The sequence below is a fragment of the Gordonia polyisoprenivorans genome, assembly GCF_017654315.1.
Taxonomy (GTDB): Bacteria; Actinomycetota; Actinomycetes; order Mycobacteriales; family Mycobacteriaceae; genus Gordonia; species Gordonia polyisoprenivorans_A.
Genome location: NZ_CP072203.1, coordinates 4,594,240 through 4,614,489, shown reverse-complemented (window position 1 = coordinate 4,614,489; position 20,250 = coordinate 4,594,240). Strand labels below are relative to the sequence as shown.

Here is a 20,250-nt window from a genome sequence, read left to right as displayed (position 1 = left end):
CCTGTGATCACGCTGGACAACGTCACGATGAAGTACAAGGCCTCCTCGCGGCCGGCTCTGTCAGAGCTGTCCCTCGAGGTCGAGAAGGGCGAGTTCGCGTTCCTCATCGGGCCCTCCGGATCGGGGAAGTCGACCTTCTTCCGCTTGTTGCTCAAAGAGGACAAGCCGACCTCCGGCCAGGTCTACGTTGGCGACTTCCACGTCAACACCCTCAAGGGCCGTCTGGTACCCAAACTGCGCCAGTCGATCGGCTGCGTGTTCCAGGATTTCCGGCTGCTGCAACAGAAGTCGGTCGCCGACAACGTCGCCTTCGCCTTGGAAGTGATCGGCAAACCGCCGTCGATGATCCGCAAGGTGGTGCCCGAGGTCCTCGACTACGTGGGTCTGGAGGGCAAGCTGGACCGCATGCCCTACGAGCTGTCGGGCGGTGAGATGCAGCGTGTGGCCATCGCCCGCGCGATCGCCAACCGGCCGCTGGTGCTGCTGGCCGACGAGCCCACCGGAAACCTCGACCCGGAGACCAGCGAGGAGATCGTTGACGTCCTCGATCGGGTGAACCGGCGCGGCACGACGGTGGTGATGGCCACCCATGACCGGCACATCGTCGACGCGATGCGCCGTCGGGTCCTCGAATTCGACAACGGGCGGCTGGTCCGCAACGACGAGCAAGGCGTCTACGGCATCGGCTGAGCGACCAGTGCCGATCCGGTTCGCGTGCACGCGATGCCGAGAACCGTCGGCGCATCCGCGCGAGCCCCCACGACCAGAAGGACATCCGAGCAGCCATGCGAGCTCAATTCATCTTCAGCGAGGTCTTCAACGGCTTCCGCCGCAACCTGACCATGACGGTCGCGATGATCATCACCACCGCGATCACCCTGGGCATGTTCGGCGGCGGGCTGTTGGTGATCCAGATGGCCGACAAGAGCCAGAAGATCTTCCTCGACCGCGTCGAGATGCAGTTCTTCCTCAACGAGGACGTCTCCAAGGCCGACGCCAACTGCCGCAATGCCCCGTGCACCACGCTGCGCGCCGACCTCGAGAAGCAACCCGGCGTCGGATCGGTCACCTACGTCAGCCCCGAAGAGGGCTATCAGCAGGCGAAGGAAATGTTCGAGGAGACCTCGCCCGAGATCGCCGATCAGATCACCCAGGACACCTTCTCGCAGGCGTCGTTCAAGGTCCGGATGTCGGATCCGGATCGTTTCGACGACGTCTACAACGCCTTCTCGGGCCGCCAGGACCTCGGCGTCGAGGGCGCCCTCGATCAACGTGAACTCGTCAAACGGATCTTCGGGGTGCTCGACGGGGTGCGCAACGCCGCGTTCTCGGTGGCCGCGATCCTCGCGGTGGCCGCGATCCTGCTGATCGTCAACACGGTGCAGATCGCGGCGTTCACCCGGCGGACCGAGGTGTCGATCATGCGATTGGTCGGCGCGACCCGCTGGTACACCCAGCTGCCGTTCCTCCTCGAGGCGATGCTGGCCGCGTTCATCGGGTCGTTGCTCGCGATCGGTGGGTTGTTCCTGGCCAAACTCTTCTTCTTCGACAGAGCCCTGGCCGGTTTGTACGGGGTCAACATCGTGCCCAGGGTGACGATCGGCGACGTGTTGTTCGTCTCGCCGTGGCTCGTCATCGGCGGAATTGTGTTGGCAGCGGTGACCGGATATGTCACGCTGCGTGTCTACGTTCGCGAGTGAAGGAGGTGAGACGGCCGACATGGTCAAGGAGAAGGGGCGCAATCTGATCGCGTCCAATCGCAAAGCGCGACACAATTACACGATCCTCGACACCTACGAGGCCGGCATCGCCCTGCTCGGCACCGAGGTCAAGAGTCTACGGGAGGGCAAGGCTTCCCTGGTCGACGCGTTCGCGACCATCGACGACGGTGAGGTCTGGCTGCGTGGACTGCACATCGCCGAATACGGCAGTGGTTCCTGGACCAATCACGCGCCGCGACGGAATCGCAAGCTGCTGATGCATCGTCGTGAGATCGACAACCTCGTCGGCAAGATCCGCGACGGCAACCTGACCCTGGTGCCGCTGTCGATGTACTTCAGCGACGGGCGGGCCAAGGTCGAACTCGCACTCGCCCGCGGTAAGCAGGCACACGACAAGCGCCAGGACATCGCGCGGCGCACCGCGCAACGCGAGGTCGCCCGCGAGATCGGCCGCCGCGTCAAGGGCATGTGATTGCGTGAGGCCGACCTCGACGCACTCGCGCCGGAGGATGTCGCACCGGCGGCTGCGCGCAGCGGTCGTGATCGTGACCCTGGTTGTGCTGGCGCTCGGGTGCACGCCCGAGGGAGACGACACCGTGCGCATCGGCGGTGACGGGCCGGCGATCGACGGAGTGCCGGCGACCCCGCCGATGGGCTGGAACAGTTGGAACAGCTTCGGCTGCACCATCACCGAGCAGATCGTGCGCGCGCAGGCCGACGCACTGGTGTCCTCGGGCCTGGCAGCCAGGGGATATCGCTACGTCGTCGTCGACGACTGTTGGATGGCGCCCGATCGCAACCCCGGCGGGCAACTCGTCGCCGACCCCGTGCGCTTTCCATCCGGGATGGCCGCGCTCGCCGACTACGTGCACGCCCGCGGGTTGAAGTTCGGGATCTACGCCGGCGCACGCGAGAAGACGTGCGCGCAGTTCGGCGGAACCTATCCGGGTACCGCCGGCAGTGGGGGTCACGAGCTCACCGACGCGCGCGCCTTCGCCTCGTGGGACGTCGATTTCGTCAAATACGATTGGTGCTTCGGTGACTCGGCGCACGACGACCAGGTCGCCTCGTTCACCGCGATGCGTGACGCGATCCGATCCACCGGACGCCCCATGGTGTACAGCATCAACCCCAACAGCGGAATCGCCGGATCGGTGCCCGGAGCCCAATTCGATTGGGGCGGTGTGGCAACCATGACGCGTGCCACCAACGACATCTCGCCGGTGTGGACCACTCGGCCGGCCGGTGCCGATGCGACACCGACATCGGGGTACCAGGGGGTCCGCGACATCATCGACGCCGTGGCCCCGATCGGCGCACGGGTTGCCGACGGCAGCTTCGTCGACATGGACATGCTCGTCGTCGGTGTCGGCAACGCGTTGACCCCGGCGATGGAGCGCACCCAGATGTCGATGTGGGCGATGATGGCCGCCCCGCTGATGGCCGGCAACGACCTCACCGCGATGAGCACCCGCACCCGCGACATCCTCGCCAACGAGGCCATCATCGGCATTGATCAGGACGACCGCGTGCGCGCCGGCGCCATGGTCGGCGACAACCCGGAGATCTGGAGCCGCGCTCTGGGTTCCAAGGGCCTCGTGGTCTCGATGACCAACCGTGCCGACCATCCCCGCACATTGACGGTGAGCTTGTCGAGCCTCGGGCTGACCGGCGACTCGTCGGTGTCGGGGGTCGACGCATGGACCGGGCGCCGGTATCAGGCGGAGGGCGGCGAGTTGTCGGTGCCCGTGGGCGTCGACGACACCGCCGTGCTGTCGATCCAGTGACGGTTTCCGCGAGGACTGGATGCGGGCGAGTAACTGCCGGGCGAGCGCCGACGGAAATGGGAATGAACCGCGCGCGTCCGGTTGTTATAATGAACTGCTCGCCGAGAAATCGGAGGGCACCTGTCTCGGGGCTGATCGGTTTCGACTCTGTACGCCGAGGCGGGGGAAGCGTGTCGGTGCAGGCCAGAGACCACCGTATAAGCGTCGCGGCAACCAATTAAGCGCCGATAAGAATCAGCGCGACTACGCCCTCGCTGCCTGACAGCGGGCCCGTAGTCTGTCGGCCCGGACTCTGCTCCCAAGTCCGGTGCCGGCATCATCTTTGGGAGCTCACCGTTCGCACCGGTCGCGGGTGCGAAGGGGACAACCAACAGCGACTGGGATCGTCATCTCGGCTTGTTCACGTGACCGGGAGATCCGAGTAGAGACCCAGTGAACTGCACACGGAGAAGCCCCGCCAACCCGACGGAGGACCCGGGTTCAATTCCCGGCAGCTCCACGATCGACAGCGCCCCACCTGCTCGCAGGTGGGGCGCTGTCGTTTCTCGACGGTGGTGCCGCCGGGGCGGTTCAGACCTGGGAGCCGGTGTAGACGCGCCCCAGGCCCAGGTTGCCCAACACGGTGTTGATGGCCGCACGCATGTCGGTGGCCTCCACCCGCATCAGGTGTTCGGCGTCGAGGTCGTCGAAGTCGATGCCGGGATCCCCGGTCGATGACGACCTGCTCGGCCGCGCCGTGCGCGCCGCTTACCAACGCAACGTGTTGGTGGCAGCCGCAGGCAACGCGGACAAGGATCGCTGCCCTCAGAATTACGGCGTCGACCCGAACGTCGGGAAATGTGACCGCCGACGACGAGCCGGCGTCGACCTCACTGACCGGTCCGTGGGTCTCGGTCGCCGCCCCCGGCGATAACGTCGTCTCATTGAGCAGCACCGGCTCCGGGCTGGTCAACCGGCAGGTCATCAAGGGTGCCCAATCATCGTTCAACGGAACGAGCTTCGCCGCCGCAGTGGTGTCCGGGGTGGTCGCCCTCGTCCGCGCCGAGCGCCCCACCATGTCTGCCGGTGAGGTGATCGAACTGATCAAGCGCACCGCCCACACAGGTGGACGGGGGCCCGACGTGGCGACCGGGTACGGTCTGGTCGACCCGATCGCTGCCGTCGACCCCGACCAGCCTCACGCGTCGAACACCGTGCTGCAGAAGCAGATCGCCGGGCCGGTCCCGCCCGACCGGGCCGCCACCCGGACACGCGACATCGCGCTCGTCGTCGGCGGGATCAGTGTCTTCCTCATCGCCGCCGCCTGGGCGTTGTTCACACCGCTGCGGCGCATGCGTGACGAGAAGACCGCCTACCGCGACATTGACGAGCACTGACCTTACGCATCCCACCGCGCACCGATATTGCGGCGAGGGGTGGCCGGTCTAGCGTGGCTCGCCGGTGGCGAGCTTCCGATCGCCCGCGCGCATCAGCGCGCTCCCGTCACCGCCACCGACCGCACCGATGGCGACGCGTCCGGCGCGGATGGCGGCATCGAGATCGACGCCGGTGTCGATGCCGCAGTCGCGCAACAGATAGACGAGATCCTCGGTGGCGATATTGCCGCTCGCACCGGGTGCGAAGGGGCATCCGCCGAGTCCGCCGACCGAGGCATCGAGCCGGGTGATGCCGGCCTGCACGGCGGCGTAGGCACTCGCCAACCCGGTACCCCGCGTGTTGTGGAAGTGTGCGCCCAGCGGCAGATCACCGATCAACGGGAACACCTGTGCGGCAAGCTCAGTCACCCGTCTCGGGGTCGTCGTGCCGATGGTGTCGGCGATACTGATGCGGTCGGCGCCCGCCGCCACCGCGTGGGTGACGATCGCGGTGACCCGCTCCGGCGGCGTCGGGCCGTCGAACGGGCAGTCCCAGGCGGTCGCAATGATCACCTCGAGTGTGGCTCCCGCGTCGTGGGCGATACCGACGATCTCGTCGATCAGTGCCGTCGACGCGTGGGTGTCGCGTCCGACATTGGCCCGGCTGTGTGAATCAGAGGCCGAGACAACATATTCCAGAGTGCTCACACCGGAGTCGAGCGCACGGCGGGTGCCGTTGACCGAGGCGATCAACGCCGAGAACCGCACATCGGGAAACTCGCCGAGGTGCGTGCAGAGGTTGGCGGCATCGGCGAGTGCGGGTACCTTGCTGGGTGAGACGAACGCGGTCACCTCGACCTCGGTCACCCCGGTATCGCAGATGGCTTGCAACAGTTCCACTTTGGCGTCGAGTGAGATCGGCTCCTCGATTTGCAATCCGTCTCGCATGGCGACGTCGCGGAGGGTGACGTTCATCAGATCACGCCCTGTTCGTGGAGTTCGTCGACCTCGGAGTCCGTCAATCCCAACAGATCGGTGAACACCGCCTGATTGTCGTGACCGGGCACCGGTGGCCCGGCATTGCGGATTCGACCCGGGGTGTCGCCGAAGCGGGGCACCACACCGGGGCCGTGGACCACCCGGCCCACCCGGGCGTCGTAATGCTCGGCAATCATCCCGCGCGCCTGCAGATGGGGGTCGGCGACGACCTGTTCGATCGTGTTCACCGGCCCGACCACGACTCCCGCCGCCGAGAGCACCTCGGTGAGCTTGTCGGCCCCGTGCTGCGCCGACCACTCTCCGATGCGGGCGTCGAGCTCATCCTGATTGCGTCCTCGGGCAGCGTGGTCGGCGAAGCGCGGGTCGGCGGCGAGTTCGGGCTGTCCCATCGCCGCGCACAGCCGGGCGAACACCGAATCCTGGTTGGCGGCGATGATCACGTGGGTTCCGTCGGCGGTCGGATACAGATTCGATGGGGCGATGCCGTCGAGACGGGTGCCCGACGGCCCCCGCACGATACCGCCCATATCGTAGTCGGCCATCGTCGACTCCTGCACCGCCACACATGATTCCAGCAGTGAGGTGTCGACGACCTGCCCCTTGCCGGTGACGGTCCGGCGGTAGAGTGCCGCGAGTGCGCCCTGCGCGGCGTACATTCCGGCGAGGGTGTCGCCCAGCGACAGCGACAGTCTCGGCGGGAGTTGCCCGGGGTAGCCGTTGATGTGGCGCAGCCCGCTGGCGGCCTCGGCGACCGAGGCATATCCCGCGCGCGCCGCGTCGGGCCCGGTCTGGCCGTACCCCGACACCCGCACCACGACCAGTCCCGCGTTGTGCTGCCACAACACCTCGGGCCCGATCCCGAGCCGTTCGAGTGTTCCGGGCCGAAAATTCTCGACGACGATGTCGGCGCGCTGGGCCAATCGCAGGAACAATTCGCGTCCGCGGTCGTCGCGCAGATCGAGGGTGATCGCCCGCTTGTTGCGGGCGTGCACCGTCCAGTAGAAGCGCTGGCCCTCGACCTCGGCCTGCCCCCAGGTGCGGATCGGGTCCGGCCGATCGGGTGGCTCGATCTTGATGACCTCGGCGCCCATGTCGCCGAGCAGGCGAGCGGCATGGGGGCCCGCGATCAGGGTGCCCAGTTCGAGCACGGTGATGCCGTCGAGTGGTCCCGTCGGTTCCGTGTCCGGGGTGATGGTCGGCGGGGAGTCGGGGTCGTCCATGCCACCAGTGTGTAACCAATCACGGTCCAGAAGCAATCCCGGCTGAGCTCGTCACAGGCCGTTGACGTGCCGCGATGCCCTGACAACCGGAAAAAACTGAAAATGAACCCAGAATTTGTTTTTCGTGTCACACTGGCACGACGCGCCCTTCGGGTGGCGTGAGTGTCGGGAGCGGACGAGGACCCGGATCGGGTCGGCGGGGACACCGGAGTGGCGATGCGTGTGAGCGAGCGGGGCCGAGTGGCGGGCATGCTGGGCTCCTCGGTGTCGACCCTCGGGCGCCTACTCGATCTCTTCGCGACCTCGGTGGGGTTCGGCGTCGCAGACGTGGTTCGGGGCCGGTTCCCGGTGCGTGAGGCCTACCGGCAGATGGTGTTCTTCGCGGGGGTCGCCGCGATCCCCGCCGCGTTGGTGGCGATCCCGTTCGGCGTGATCATCTCGGTGCAGGTGGGCAGCCTGACTTCGCAAATCGGGGCGTCCTCGATGGCCGGCGCGGCCGGTGCGCTCGGGGTGCTGCGGCAGGGTGCCCCGATTGCCACCGCACTGCTGCTGGGCGGTGCGGTCGGCTCGGCGGTTGCCGCCGACCTGGGGTCGCGGACGGTTCGTGAGGAGATCGACGCCCTGCGCACCATGGGTATCGACCCGGCGCGGCGGGTGATCGCCCCGCGCCTTGCGGCTGTGGCCGTGATCGCACCCCTGATCTGTGTGGAGATCGTCTTCGTCGGTGTGGCCACCGGATATTTCGTCAACGTCGCGTTCCAGGGCGGTGCGGCCGGCAGCTATCTCGGGTCGTTCGGCGAGTTCGCGGGCCTCGTCGATCTGTGGGCGGCGCTGGGCAAGGCCGAGATCTTCGGTCTGGTCGTCGTCGCCATCGCCTGTCAGCGTGGGATGGAGGCGCGCGGCGGTCCGCGCGGGGTCGCCGACGCGGTCAACGCCGCCGTCGTACTCAGCGTGGTCGCCAGCTTTGTGCTCAATCTCCTTGCCACCCAGCTGCTGTCGATGTTCGTGCAGACGAAGGTCGGGTGATTGCCGATGCTGGGACTCGAGGTGTACCTCGCCGCCCACCCGCGGGTGCGCCGGCTCGGCGCGATCACCGGAGCGCCGGCGCGGCTGCTGGCGCAGCTCGGCCATCAGTTGCGCTTCACCGCACAGGTGCTCGGCGCCATGCCGCACGCGCTGCGTCACTATCGTCGCCAGACGTTGGCCGTCCTCGGTGACATGATGTGGGGCAACGGCACGGTCATCGTGGGCGGTGGGACCGTCGCGGTGCTGGTGGTTCTCGGGGCGTCGGTGGGTGGCTCCATCGGGGTCGAGGCCTTCGGTTCACTGGACATGTTCGGCATGGGTCCGCTCACCGGTTTTCTCTCCGCGTATGCCACCACCCGCGAGATCGCACCCATCGTCGTGGCGATCGGGTTCGCCGCGCAGGCCGGTTGCCGGATGACCGCCGAGATCGGGTCGATGCGGATCGCCGAGGAGATCGACGCACTCGAAGCACAAGCCGTGCAACCGATCCCGTTTGTCGTCAGCACACGTGCCATCGCCGGGGTCATCACCATCATCCCGTTGTTCCTGATCACCTTGATCCTCGCCTACCTCACCTGTGCGCTGGTGGTCACCGGCATGCACGGTCAATCCAGCGGCACCTATGACCACTACTTCACCGCCTTCCTGCATCCGGTCGACGTCGTCTACTCGCTGATCAAGGCGGTGGTGTTCATCGTCGCCGTGGTCCTCGTCCACGGATATCAGGGCTACTACGCCCGCGGCGGACCCGAAGGGGTCGGGACGGCCACCGGCCGCGCCATCAAATTCAGCTTCATCCTCATCGTGGTGCTCGACATGATCTTGACCCTCGTGTTCTGGGGCTCCGACGTCGGATTCAGGTTCTCCGGATGATCGGGCCACCGATCGACGTGTCCGGGCGTGGTCCGTCCACCGGTGTGCTGACCCGGTGGGGCCTCGCGGCGATCGCGGTGCTCGCCGCCATCGCCATACCCGTGACCCTCTACGCGCGCGGAGTCTTCGACGACACCGTCGAGGTGACCGTGACCTCCGATCGCATCTCCGAAGGACTCTCGGCAGGCGCCGACGTCAAATACCAGGGATTGCTCGTCGGGCACGTCGAGTCGATCACCATCGACGATCAGGGGCATCAGCGGATGCGCCTGGCCGTCGACGCCACCCAGGCCGACCACATCGGCGGCCACCTCACCGCGACGTTCGCGCCGTCGAACATCTTCGGTGTGACCGGGATCGAATTGACCCCCACTGCACCGGGACCGGCGCTACGCAACGGACAGATCATTGCGGCGCAGGATGGTTCGTCGGACGTGTCGGCGGTGAGCGTCCTGCGTGACATCGGATCGATCAGCTCCACCCTCACCGGCTCCGAGGTCACCGCGATGATCAACCGGCTCGACGAGGTCGTCACCCAGATCTCGCCGCTGATGCGGTCGGGCTTCGATTTGTTCGCACTCGCGCATCAGCACCAACAGATGCCGTTCGCCCAGATGCTGCGTATCGCCGACGACACCCTGCGCGGTGCGGCCGCGTTGTCGGACCCCTTCGTCAACCTCTTCACCACCCTGGTGGAGAAGACCGCGATGTATGCCGACCCGCAGGAGACGGCCAAGGTCACCGGTGCGCTGACCGGCCTCGTGCAGACCTTCATCACCCTGGGCCAGGTCGTCGGCACCGATCCGGGTGACCTGGCCACCGTTCTCGACGCCTCACTCACTCTCGGGGCCCCGCTCGGCTACACCCTGTCCACCGTGCCCGCAGCAGCCGACGATGCACACGAGCTGATCGGCCGGCTCGACAAGATGCTGCCGCGCGTGGACGGCACCGTGCGGTTACGCCTCGGGCTCACGCTGGAGTCGTTGCCCGCGATCACCTCGGCCTTGCTGGCCGCAGGTGCCGTCCGTACCGGGGGTGGCGGCCGATGAACCGGGTGCGGCCCACGGCCACTGCGGGTTTCGTCCTGTTCGTCGTCGCCATGCTGCTCGCCGGGTGGGTGATCTTCCAGGCGCTCGATCCCTCGGTGCCCGGCGCCGGGCGGACGTTCACCGCCCGCTTCACCGACGTGTCGGGATTGACCGTCGGCAACGACGTCCGCGAACTCGGTGTGCGGGTGGGCAAGGTCGAATCCATCTCGCTGCTCGACGATTCCGGCGACCAGGCCCAGGCGCAGGTGCGCTTCACCGTGAACACCACCACCACGGTCTACGACGACACCCAGATCGCCATCCGCTACCTGAATCTCGTCGGACAGCGGTACCTGGACCTGCAGACCCCCGCAGGTGACTCCACCGCCCCGCAACACGAACTCGCCACCACCGCCGTCATCCCGGCCTCGCGGACCATCGGTTCCTTCGACATCACTGAGATGTTCAACGGGCTCCGGCCGCTGTTCGGCACGTTGCAACCCGACCAACTCAATTCGCTGATGAACAACATCCTGGCGGTGATCGAGGGCCGCGGCCCCGACGTGGGCTCGGTGCTGAACCAGCTGCGTCAGCTCGCCGATGTCGTCTCCGATCGTTCGACGCTCATCGCGACCGTCATCACCCAATTGGGCCGTGTCGCCGGTGAGATCCGGTACAAGTCACCGCAACTCAACGATCTGATCTCCCGGATGGGAGACGCCTTCGGGGTGCTTGCGGCGTCGGCGGACAAGACCCAGGAGTCGATGCGATTGGCCGCGCGCAGTCTCGGGCCCGTACGGCAACTCCTCGAGAGCCTCGATGAGAGTTACTACGGCAACTACGCCACCGTCGATCACCTGCTGCGCACCTGGGTGCCGGCCGTCAACACCGCGACCGCCGCCCTCGGACGACTGCCCGCGCTGATCGACGCGCTCGACGCCACGGCGCACGCCGCGGGGCAGGGTGGTTATCAGTGCGGCTCGGGACAGGCGATCCCCACGCCGCTGACGCGGGTTCTGCTCGCGGGTGTCCCGGTGGTGGTGTGCCGATGACCCGGCGACGCGACGAAGCATCGATGCGGCGCAGGCAATTCCGGCTGGGCATGATCGGCCTCGGGGTGGCGGTCGTGCTCGCCGCGGTGTGCGGGGTCATCTACCTCGACCCGTTCGGCCACCGCGATGTCCTCGTGGCGTTGAGTACCAGCGGCGGCCTGCGATCCGGCGATGAGGTCCGCATCGCCGGTGTGCGGGTTGGTGAGGTGTCGGCGATCGCCCTGCACCCCGATCGCGTCGAGGTCACCATGCGCGTGGATTCCGATGTCGCACTGGGCGATCTGACGTCGGCCGATGTCCGGTTGACCACCGCCATCGGGGGCCACTACGTCGCGTTGTTGCCGGCCGGCCGGACAGCGCTGGGCCACAACATCATCCCGATGCAACGTACGTCGGTGCCATACACGCTCAGTGACGTTCTCGCCGATTCCGGGGCCGTCGTGTCGAAGGTGAACGGACAGACCATCGCCGACACGCTGCGCAAGGTCGATGCCGCGCTGGCCGGACAACCCGACGCGATCCGGCAGATCATCGCCGACACCGAACAACTGACCACCGCGGTCGGGGCGCGATCCGACGACCTCGACGCCGCGGTCGCCCTGAGCGACGAGTACATTTCCGGACTCAACAGCGGGCGCGCCGATCTGGTCGAACTGCTGCGCCTGATCGGCTACGTCGGGGCCAAGGCCTATCAGGTCAAGGCCGAAGGGGTGGAGACCGTGCGGTCGATCGGCGCGCTGTTCGCCTTCATCGCCAAGCCGGTCGATGCCTTCACCGGCACCATCGAACCACCGTTCCGGCAGGTTCTCGACGTCCTCAACACCCTGCGCGCCCAGCCCGCCCGCATCGACGACCTCCTCGGCACACTGACCGCGATCGTCGATCAGATCGGAGATGCCATGGGCGTCACCAACTCCTCGGGTCGGGTGGATCTGTCGTCGGTGGTCGTCAACGCACCGCAGGTGCAGATCACCCCCGATCAGGTGACGGCCGGTGGGCTGTGCGTCCCGAGCCCGGATCGGCGGTGCTGAGATGTCTCGGTCACCGAAGAGGTGGCGCCGGATCATCGTCGGGGTGCTCACGATCGCGGTGATCGTCGCTGCGACGCTGGTCATCGTCGAACGGCGAGCCGGCCACGTGTCGGGGTGCGCGGACATGGCCGACGCCGTCGGCCTCTACCCGGGAAACGACGTCACGATGCGCGGCGTAAGGATCGGCTCCATCACCGCCGTGTCCCCGCAGGCCGGGCACGTGGTCGTGCGGTTCACCCTCGACACGCCCGTCGACTTCCCGGCCGATGTGTCGGCGGTGACCACCTCGGATTCGATCGTCACCGACCGGCACCTGGAGATCCCGTCGGGTCGGACCGCCGGCGCCGCGTGGGACATGAGGCGATGTATTCCGTTGGCGCGCACGCACACCCCGACCAGTGTCAGTGCCGCCTACGCCGCCTTCGACAAGCTCGCCTCCCAGGTCACCGCCGCCGCATCGGAGTCCGGCGAGCGCCGTGAACTGGTGCGCGACAGCATGAATCGCGTCGATGCGACTTTGCGCGGCACCGGCGCGGATTTCAACGCGGCGATCGCCGGGCTCGCCGCGGCGCTGGGCGACCCGGGGCTACGGGATCAACAATTGCGTTCGCTGTTGACCAACGTGGGGGAGCTGACCGATTTTTTCGTTCAGCGCTGGCCGGATCTTCAACTCGGACTGACCAAACTCGGTGAATTCGCCGAGACCTTCGATGCCTGGTTCTCGGTGCTCAATCCGGCCGTCGTCCAGACCACCCAACTGACCCCGTCGCTGTTGCGTCTCATCCGTACCTCCTCGCCGCCGGTGTTCGCCGTCCTCGACGCTCTCATGCCGTTACTCGATCGCATCCCGATGGATCAGATCCTCGCCTTGCTGCGGCGGTTGCCCCTGGTGTCGACAGGAGTCCAACGCATCCTCGCCCGTGGCGCGGCAGTCGGTGGAATCGAGACGGCTCCTCCGGCGGTGCGGGTCACCGCGTCGTCGAGCTCGGCGGTCTGCGCGGCGGTCAACGCGGTCATGGCACAGGCCTGCCGGCCGTCGCCCGGAGCCACCGGACACGTCGACCTCGCGCTGGTCCAACTCGTACTCGCGTCCGCAAGGGGCCGGTGATGATCCGATCCCGATGGTGCGCAGCGTGGGCGGCAGTGCTGGCGAGTCTCACGGTTCTCGTGGCCGCGTGCGGCGTTGCGCCGACCGATCTGCCGTTGCCCGCTACCCGCGTCGACGGTGACAGCTACCCGCTACACATCGAATTCGCCTCGGTACTCAACCTTCCCGCACGCAGCAAGGTGGTCTACAACGGCTCACGGATCGGGGTACTGCGCGGGGTGGGTCTGGCCGAACACGACGGTCGCCGGGTGGCGGTCGCGACCGTCGATCTCTCCGCCGACGTCCGGCTGCCCGCCGGCACGACCGCCGAACTCGTGCAGGCGACCCTGCTCGGCGACTTCTTCATCGCGCTGTCACCACCGGCCGGCGCCACCACCGCGACCATCGCCGCCGGCCAGACGATCCCGCTGTCGAGGACCACGGTGTCACCACAGGTCGAAGATCTTCTCGGAGGTGTGGCCGCACTCGCCAACGGAGGCACCATCGCCACCCTGCAACGCATCATCACCAACGCCAACAAGGCTTTTCCGTCCGACACCACCGAACGTGACGTCGGCATCGAGGTGCTGCGCGCGCTGATCGCGCGCAGCGCGGGTCAGGGCGACGACATCCGGTCGATGATCGATTCGATCGAGACGATCTCGCACACCCTCGACGTCAACCGGTCCCGATTGGCGTTCGCCTTCCAATTCGGGCCGCGACGGGTCAGCGGCGCGGTCTCGGCATTCCTCGGACTGTCGAACGTCTTGAATGCCTTGGGGCCCAAAGTCGTCCCCATCGGCAACCTGATCATCCCGCGCTATGCGACTCTTCAGGGCCTCATCGGGGTCGTCGACCCATTGGTCGCCACGGCCGTACGGCTCGACACACAGGCACCCGCCGACATCCGCCGTCTCGATGACTTGCTCGGCGACCGACTCGTCGCCTGGGCGGGTAACCCGTCGATCGACATCGTCGACGTCACCGAACCCGATGGCCGCAGAACCGGCGGGTCGGCGACCGACACCCGGACCGTCGCCGCGGTTCTCCGGATGATCGGGGCCATGCGATGACCGCACGCCGCACGATCGGGAGCCTGGTGATGCTGGTGGTGGTGTCGATCTCGCTCAGCGCCTACCTCGTCGTCGGCGTCCTGCATCTGCACCCGTTCACCCGATACGACACCGTATCGCTGGAACTCACCGAATCCGGTGGCCTGCAGAATGATTCGTCGGTGCTCTATAACGGCATCCAGGTCGGCACGGTGACCGATCTGCGGACCGGACCCGACGGGCTGCGGGCCACCCTCCGGATCAGGCCCGGTGCGGACGTGCCGGCCGACGCGACGGTGAGCATCGCGAATCTGTCCATGGTCGGCGAGCAGTACGTCGAATTCACCTCGACCACCGGATCGGGCCCGTACCTCACCGACGGTGCCGTGATCGGCAACGGCATCGACCCGGGCGTCTCGGTGGCCGACATGCTGACTTCCATGCACGGACTCACCAGCCAATTCGATCCGGCCACCCTCGAGGAGATCGCGCGGACCATCTCCGAGGGCTGGCAGGGCCGCGACGCCGATCTGGCGACCATCGGCCGATTCTCCTCGCTGACCGCCCGCACGATCGGCACCTACCGATCCGAGTTCTCCGGCCTGTTCGACCACGCACAGGAACTGTTGACGCGCCTCGACGGTGCCCGGATCGGCGCCGTGATGCGCGCCACCGCACCGAAGTTGGCGCACATGAACATTCCGTTCTCCACCTTGTGGAGCCTGCTGCCCGGACTCGCGCAGGCTACTGAGGGCGCCACCGGTTGGTACGACGTGATCATCCCGTTTACCCAGAAGATCGGCGAGTACCTCAACAAGACGATGCCCGACGTCGCCGCGATCATGCGGGTGCTCCAGCCCGCCCTGACCGCAGTCGCACCGGCCGGTCGGGTGAATCTGGCGACCCTGGTCGAGCAAGGATTGCGGATCGTCGACGAGAACGGCGTCCTGCGACTGACCGTGGCGGACCCGCCATGACCGCGCCACCACCGAGCCGCATCGGCCGCCACGAGCCCGAGAATCCCCACCGCCCACCGACACGAACCGAGATGACATGAGTGACACCGACGTTGCCGATACGGACACTGCCGAGGAGCAGGCTGACACGGAGCAGGCCAACACAGCACCGGACGACAGAACACCCGCCGATACCGAATCACCGTACGGGGCAACAGAATCAGACGAGAAGGTGGTAGAAGCCGACCAGCCTCCGGGACGCCGCGCGTCGCTGACGGCCCGGCTGCGTTCGCGGCCGTTCGTGGTGTCGATGATCGTCGCGGTGATCCTGGCGTTGGCAGTCGCGACGGGCGTCGTCGGGTGGCAAGCGCACCAGCGTGGCGACGAGCTCGATGCGTTGCGCGCACAGTCGGCCGACGAGGCGCACGCACGACAACTCGCCTCCGACTATGCGGTGGCCGCCGCGCGGATCGACTACCGCAATTTCGACCCGTGGTTCGCGGCGTTGCGTTCACACGTCAACCAGCCGCTGGCACAGCAGTTCCAGACCAGCGAACCCGCGTTGCGTGATCTTCTCGGGCAACTGCAGTGGGTGTCGACCGGCACGCTCGTCGGCAGCGACATCGCCACCCACAACGACGGCACGTACCACGTTCAGGTCTTCCTCGACGTGACCACCAGTAACGTCCAATCACCGGACGGGGTGAAGACGACTGCGCTATACCCGATAACGGTGGACGGCAAGAACTGGCAGATCACCGACATCAGCGGCGGCATCTCGCCCCTGCCGGGCAAGTGACGGGCACCGAGGTGGATGCCCCGGGAAAGGACGTGATGACAACTCCGCATTCGGCAGATACGGGACTTCTCCCCGACATCACCCTGCGAGACATCCTGTCGGGGCTCGCGTCTCTGCGCCCGGACCTCGGGGGAGTACTGCGGTCGTTGCCGGCGCTGATCCCGCGCCCGCCCGGTCGGCAGATGTCCATCGGGAAGCGTTTCGTCCAGTCCGTCGAGGCCTATCCCGATCGCGATTTCCTGCGCTTCGAGGGGCGGTCGATCACCTACCGTGACGCCAACGCGCACGCCAACCGGATCGCGGACTTCCTGAGTCGGCAGGGGATCTCACGCGGCGACGTCGTGGCCATCGAATCGCGCAACCATCCCGACGTGGTGATCACCATGCTGGCGATCGTGAAACTCGGGGCGATTGCGGGGATGCTCAACTTTCACCAGCGCGGGTCGGTCCTCGAACACAGCTTGGGGCTCATCGGCGCGAAGGTCCTGATCTACCAACCCGATCTCGCCGAGGTGCTCGAGTCCGTACCGGAGTCGGCGCTGCCCGAGGTCCGCCTCGACTTCGCCGAGTTACACGGAGGCGCGGCGCGGTGTTCCCCGCGCAATCCCGCCGTGACCGACTCGATCCCGATGTCGGACAACGCGTTATACATCTTCACCTCCGGAACGACGGGATTTCCCAAGGCCAGCAAGATGAGCCACTATCGGTGGCTCGCGGCGATGTCGGGCATCGGCGGGCTCGGCATTCGGTTGCGCCGCGACGACGTCATGTACACCGCGCTGCCCTTCTACCACAACAACGCACTGACGATCTCGGTGTCGTCTGTGCTCGCCTCGGGTGCGTGCCTGGCGATCGGCCGACAGTTCTCCGCGTCGGGATTCATCGACGAGATCATCGAGAACGACGCGACGGCGTTCTGCTATATCGGTGAACTCTGCCGGTACCTGCTCGCGCAACCGGAGCGGCCCACCGATCGCGCCCACCGATTGCGGGTGGCGGTGGGCAACGGCTTGCGCCCCGACATCTGGGATGCGTTCACCGAACGGTTCGGCATCGACCGCATCGTCGAACTCTATGCCGCGAGTGAGGCCAACATCGGCTTCATCAACGTCCTCGGCATCCCCAAGACGGCCGGCTGGTCGCCCCTGAAATATGCCATCGTCGAGTACGACGAGGACACCGGGCAACCGCGGCGAGGACCCGATGGCAAGGTCGTCAAGGTACCCCGGCATGGGACCGGCCTACTCCTGGCCGAGATCAACCGGCGCGTCCCGTTCGACGGCTACACCGATCCGTCGGCATCGGAGAAGAAGGTCGTCACCGGAGCGTTCACAGCCGGCGACAGGTGGTTCAACAGTGGCGATGTGGTACGCGACCAAGGGTTTTCGCACATCGGATTCGTCGACCGGATCGGCGACACGTTCCGGTGGAAGGGTGAGAACGTGGCGACCACCGAGGTCGAGGCCGTCCTCGATGCCCACCCGGCCGTCGAGGAGGCGGTGGTGTTCGGGGTGCAGGTGCCCGGGGTCGACGGCAAGGCCGGTATGGCCGCGATCAGCCTCACGTCCGGCGCCACGTTCGACCCGGTCGCCTTCGCCGAGCATGTCCGCTCCGGACTGCCCGGATACGCGGTGCCACTGTTCGTCCGGCTTACCGACCATCTCGAGCACACCTCGACCTTCAAGAACATGCGGACACAGTTGCGTACCGAGTCGTTCGGCGACACCGGCGACGATCCCGTGTACGTCCTCGACGGCGACGAATACGTCGAGTTCTACGACGGGTTCGTCACCGCACTCGCCGGACCCCGCGCTGCTGTTCGACCGTCGTGACCGGCGCGGACCGCGAGGATCGCGTTGGCCGCCAGCAAGCCCATCAGCACGATCACCGGCACCCGCCACGAACCGGACAACGCATGTAGGCACGCGAGCAGCACCGGGCCGGTGGCGGCGAGGAGGTAGCCGCCGGTCTGGGCAAAGGTGGACAACGCCGCGATCCGGTCCGGGGTCTTGCCGCGATGGGCGTACAACACCCCCGGAAGTGATTGTCCGCCACCGAGACCGGCGCCGAGAACGGTGGCTGCGACGATCGTGGCCGCGCCGTGGGCGAGGAGCACGCTGGTAAGGCCGAGCGCGCACACCGCGATGACGGCGAGAATGTGTGGCCGGTGCTCGCCACGACGCCCGGCGAGTGCCGGAGCGACGAATCCGCCGATACCAACCCCGACGATGAAACACGACTGGGCCGCGCCGGCCGTGCCGACGGCTGTGCCGCCCGCCACCAGGATCGTCGAGAGCCAGGCGAGGACCGCGTAGAACAACAGCGTCTGAATCCCGAAGAAACACAACAGACTCCACCCGAGCGCGGAGCGGTACGGGGGATCGGTCCGGGCGTGCGCCGTGGCCACGACCGGCCGGCTCGACCGCCACTGTGGGCCGATCGCGACGGCCGCGAGCGCGGCGGGAACGATGGCGACGGCGATCGCCGGTGGCCAACTGCCGGTCGCATGCGCGATCGGCACCATCATCACCGCGACGACCGCCGAACCCACACCCATGCACACGGCGTAGACGCCCATCATGATCCCGGTTGCCGAGGCGGGAAAGCGTGTGCGCACCACGACAGGGATAACGACGTTGATCAGAGCGGTGGCCGCTGCGACGATCGCCGTGCCGAGCAGCAATCCGACAAGGCCGAATGGTCGGACGAGGCAGCCGACGAGCAGGACCGCCGACGCGAGAACCAGGGTGCGGTCGTCGCCCAGGTGTCGGCGCGCCCAGCGGGTAGCAGGGGCGCACACGCCCATCAACGCCGGCGGCAGCACGCCGAGTACCGTCACCGTCGAACTGCCGAACGACGACACCGGGGCCAGTGGCCCGATCTGGCCGAACGCGACCCGACTGTTGAGGCTGACGGCCACGAAGCCGATCACCAGTGCCACCCCGGCACCGGCCGGACCCGCCGCCCGCGATGTCATCGACGCTGTCGTTCGCGTCTGTTCGGTCATCACGCACCCACTTCCGCTCGATGGTTAGGATGGCCTCATCGTGTCCTCTCAAGTGGACTTGAGCGCAACCTCGTGGGGGTGTCGGTGATGACGGTGTCGGACGGCGGGATCTACTCGATCAGTGAGGTGGCCGCGGCCTTCGGTGTCGCGGTCTCGGCATTGCGCTACTACGAGGAGGTGGGGCTGCTCGAGGCCACCGAGCGTCGTGGCCGCGTGCGGTACTACGACCGCGCGGCACTGGCCCGGCTCGCGTACCTACAGCTGTGGCGTGAGGATGGGATGATGTCGATCGAGGCGACCCGCGCGGTCCTCGGCAGCGACACCCTGGCCGACCGGCGCGCGGTCATCACCGACACCCGTGCGCAGATCCGCGACCGCATCGACGGACTTCGACGGGCGGAGGTGGTGCTGACCCACATGCTCGACTGCCGGACCGATCGCGCGCTCGAGTGCCCGATGACCGGTGGCCACATCGCGGCACGGGTCGACGCCGCGCTCGACGGCACCGAACTCGACGACGGATTCCTCCCCGTCCCCGGGCGGGCCGACTGAGCAGGCTCGTTGGGACAGGGCAGGCCCGCTCGGGTTCAGTTCTGGGGCAGGCGTTCTGATCGGCGCGCCAATTCCTCGCGGACGAACGCGAGCGCGGATCCCTGCCACAGGCCCAGATGGTCGAGCATCGGATGGTGCCCACCGGGCACCGACACATAGGTGGCGTCGACGCCACGGTCGCGCATCTCGGCGATGCCCTTGGCGGTCTTGCGGGCCAGGGTGATGGTGTCGGCGTCACCGTGGACGGCGACCACCCGGGCGTCGTCGTTGATCATCCGCCAGTCGGCGAACTGCCACCACGGGGCCAGCGCAAGCACCCCGGTGACCGTGGGGTCGGCGGCCAGTTGCGCCGCGATGCGTCCACCCATCGAGTGCCCGATGAGCACCACCGGGGTGTCGGGATGTGCACGACGCGCACGCGCCAGCGCGGCCCGCGCGTACGGCATGGGCGAGGCCTGCTCGCCGTTCCAGCCGTAGACGCGGTAGCGCACCTGGCGGACGTCGACGGCCCGACCGAAGCGCGCCCGGATCGACCAGGTGAACGGATACATGCGCAGCGCCGAGGCCTGCCACGGTGAGAACGGACGGTAACTCGAATCGGTCCCACCGGGCAAGACGAGGACGACGAGCCGAGGATCGGCGCTGCGCACGGGCATCGAGAGTGCTCCTTGCTGGCGGACGTGCGGGTGGTTCACAGTAACTGTT

General features: G+C 67.2%; 20 protein-coding genes and 1 other RNA gene. 17 read left to right on the top strand and 4 right to left on the bottom strand.

Translation table 11 applies throughout. The features are described from left to right. Positions 1-3: 3 nt before the first annotated feature. The 6 genes from ftsE to J6U32_RS20905 all read left to right on the top strand — a co-directional run bounded on the left by ftsE (position 4) and on the right by J6U32_RS20905 (position 4,884). Positions 4-690, top strand: a complete 687-nt coding sequence (ftsE, locus tag J6U32_RS20930; protein ID WP_006372873.1) for a cell division ATP-binding protein FtsE — start codon at positions 4-6, stop codon at positions 688-690. A 95-nt stretch (positions 691-785) separates the two neighbouring features. Further along, a complete protein-coding gene (ftsX, locus tag J6U32_RS20925; protein ID WP_006372872.1) occupies positions 786-1,700 on the top strand; it encodes a permease-like cell division protein FtsX in 915 nt (304 codons plus the stop codon). A 19-nt stretch (positions 1,701-1,719) separates the two neighbouring features. Then, complete coding sequence (smpB, locus tag J6U32_RS20920) at positions 1,720-2,193, top strand: SsrA-binding protein SmpB (RefSeq protein ID WP_006372871.1); 474 nt, start codon at positions 1,720-1,722, stop codon at positions 2,191-2,193. 37 nt (positions 2,194-2,230) lie between these two features. Next, the gene (locus tag J6U32_RS20915; RefSeq protein ID WP_208791980.1) at positions 2,231-3,508 is read left to right on the top strand and encodes a glycoside hydrolase family 27 protein; all 1,278 of its coding nucleotides are present in this window, start codon (positions 2,231-2,233) and stop codon (positions 3,506-3,508) included. Positions 3,509-3,635: 127 nt separating this feature from the next. Beyond that, positions 3,636-4,010, top strand: a transfer-messenger RNA (tmRNA) gene (gene ssrA, locus J6U32_RS20910). A 337-nt stretch (positions 4,011-4,347) separates the two neighbouring features. Beyond that, a complete protein-coding gene (locus J6U32_RS20905; RefSeq protein WP_244332235.1) occupies positions 4,348-4,884 on the top strand; it encodes a S8 family serine peptidase in 537 nt (178 codons plus the stop codon). A gap of 48 nt (positions 4,885-4,932) precedes the next feature. Here J6U32_RS20905 and J6U32_RS20900 read toward each other — a convergent pair whose 3' ends face one another. Together J6U32_RS20900 and J6U32_RS20895 are read right to left on the bottom strand one after the other, a co-directional pair. Then, on the bottom strand, positions 4,933-5,838 hold the full coding sequence (locus tag J6U32_RS20900) for a hydroxymethylglutaryl-CoA lyase (protein ID WP_208791979.1): 906 nt from the start codon (positions 5,836-5,838) through the stop codon (positions 4,933-4,935). Next, positions 5,838-7,082, bottom strand: a complete 1,245-nt coding sequence (locus tag J6U32_RS20895) for a CaiB/BaiF CoA transferase family protein (RefSeq protein ID WP_208791978.1) — start codon at positions 7,080-7,082, stop codon at positions 5,838-5,840. The genes J6U32_RS20900 and J6U32_RS20895 overlap by 1 nt, the downstream gene beginning before the upstream one ends. Before the next feature lie 162 nt (positions 7,083-7,244). Here J6U32_RS20895 and J6U32_RS20890 point away from each other — a divergent pair, with 162 nt between their 5' ends. From J6U32_RS20890 to J6U32_RS20845, 10 genes are all read left to right on the top strand, one after another. Continuing rightward, positions 7,245-8,108 (top strand): ABC transporter permease, encoded by an 864-nt coding sequence (locus tag J6U32_RS20890; RefSeq protein ID WP_208791977.1) that lies wholly within the window; start codon positions 7,245-7,247, stop codon positions 8,106-8,108. A gap of 6 nt (positions 8,109-8,114) precedes the next feature. Then, positions 8,115-8,981, top strand: a complete 867-nt coding sequence (locus J6U32_RS20885; protein ID WP_208791976.1) for an MlaE family ABC transporter permease — start codon at positions 8,115-8,117, stop codon at positions 8,979-8,981. Further along, positions 8,978-10,030 carry an MlaD family protein gene (locus J6U32_RS20880; RefSeq protein WP_208791975.1) on the top strand — a complete coding sequence of 351 codons (1,053 nt, stop codon included), beginning with the start codon at positions 8,978-8,980 and terminating at the stop codon, positions 10,028-10,030. Before J6U32_RS20885 ends, J6U32_RS20880 begins: the two co-directional genes overlap by 4 nt. Continuing rightward, positions 10,027-11,061: an MlaD family protein gene (locus J6U32_RS20875; RefSeq protein WP_208791974.1), complete on the top strand. Its 1,035-nt coding sequence runs from the start codon at positions 10,027-10,029 to the stop codon at positions 11,059-11,061. The genes J6U32_RS20880 and J6U32_RS20875 overlap by 4 nt, the downstream gene beginning before the upstream one ends. Then, a complete protein-coding gene (locus J6U32_RS20870; protein WP_208791973.1) occupies positions 11,058-12,092 on the top strand; it encodes an MlaD family protein in 1,035 nt (344 codons plus the stop codon). Before J6U32_RS20875 ends, J6U32_RS20870 begins: the two co-directional genes overlap by 4 nt. 1 nt (position 12,093) lies before the next feature. Then, positions 12,094-13,200: an MlaD family protein gene (locus tag J6U32_RS20865; RefSeq protein WP_208791972.1), complete on the top strand. Its 1,107-nt coding sequence runs from the start codon at positions 12,094-12,096 to the stop codon at positions 13,198-13,200. Continuing rightward, a complete protein-coding gene (locus J6U32_RS20860) occupies positions 13,200-14,252 on the top strand; it encodes an MlaD family protein (RefSeq protein ID WP_208791971.1) in 1,053 nt (350 codons plus the stop codon). The genes J6U32_RS20865 and J6U32_RS20860 overlap by 1 nt, the downstream gene beginning before the upstream one ends. Continuing rightward, positions 14,249-15,208, top strand: coding sequence for an MlaD family protein (locus tag J6U32_RS20855; protein ID WP_208791970.1), 960 nt, complete (start codon positions 14,249-14,251; stop codon positions 15,206-15,208). Before J6U32_RS20860 ends, J6U32_RS20855 begins: the two co-directional genes overlap by 4 nt. A gap of 76 nt (positions 15,209-15,284) precedes the next feature. Further along, positions 15,285-15,986 (top strand): hypothetical protein, encoded by a 702-nt coding sequence (locus J6U32_RS20850; protein WP_244332233.1) that lies wholly within the window; start codon positions 15,285-15,287, stop codon positions 15,984-15,986. 35 nt (positions 15,987-16,021) lie between these two features. Then, positions 16,022-17,818 carry a long-chain-acyl-CoA synthetase gene (locus tag J6U32_RS20845; RefSeq protein WP_208791969.1) on the top strand — a complete coding sequence of 599 codons (1,797 nt, stop codon included), beginning with the start codon at positions 16,022-16,024 and terminating at the stop codon, positions 17,816-17,818. Here the strand turns inward: J6U32_RS20845 and J6U32_RS20840 are convergent. Beyond that, the gene (locus J6U32_RS20840) at positions 17,761-18,993 is read right to left on the bottom strand and encodes an MFS transporter (RefSeq protein ID WP_208791968.1); all 1,233 of its coding nucleotides are present in this window, start codon (positions 18,991-18,993) and stop codon (positions 17,761-17,763) included. The genes J6U32_RS20845 and J6U32_RS20840 overlap by 58 nt on opposite strands. A gap of 87 nt (positions 18,994-19,080) precedes the next feature. Here J6U32_RS20840 and J6U32_RS20835 point away from each other — a divergent pair, with 87 nt between their 5' ends. Continuing rightward, positions 19,081-19,545 (top strand): MerR family transcriptional regulator, encoded by a 465-nt coding sequence (locus J6U32_RS20835; protein ID WP_208791967.1) that lies wholly within the window; start codon positions 19,081-19,083, stop codon positions 19,543-19,545. 35 nt (positions 19,546-19,580) lie between these two features. On the opposite strand, the gene J6U32_RS20830 is transcribed toward J6U32_RS20835, so the two are convergent. Continuing rightward, positions 19,581-20,201, bottom strand: a complete 621-nt coding sequence (locus J6U32_RS20830) for an alpha/beta hydrolase (protein ID WP_208791966.1) — start codon at positions 20,199-20,201, stop codon at positions 19,581-19,583. Positions 20,202-20,250: the final 49 nt, after the last annotated feature.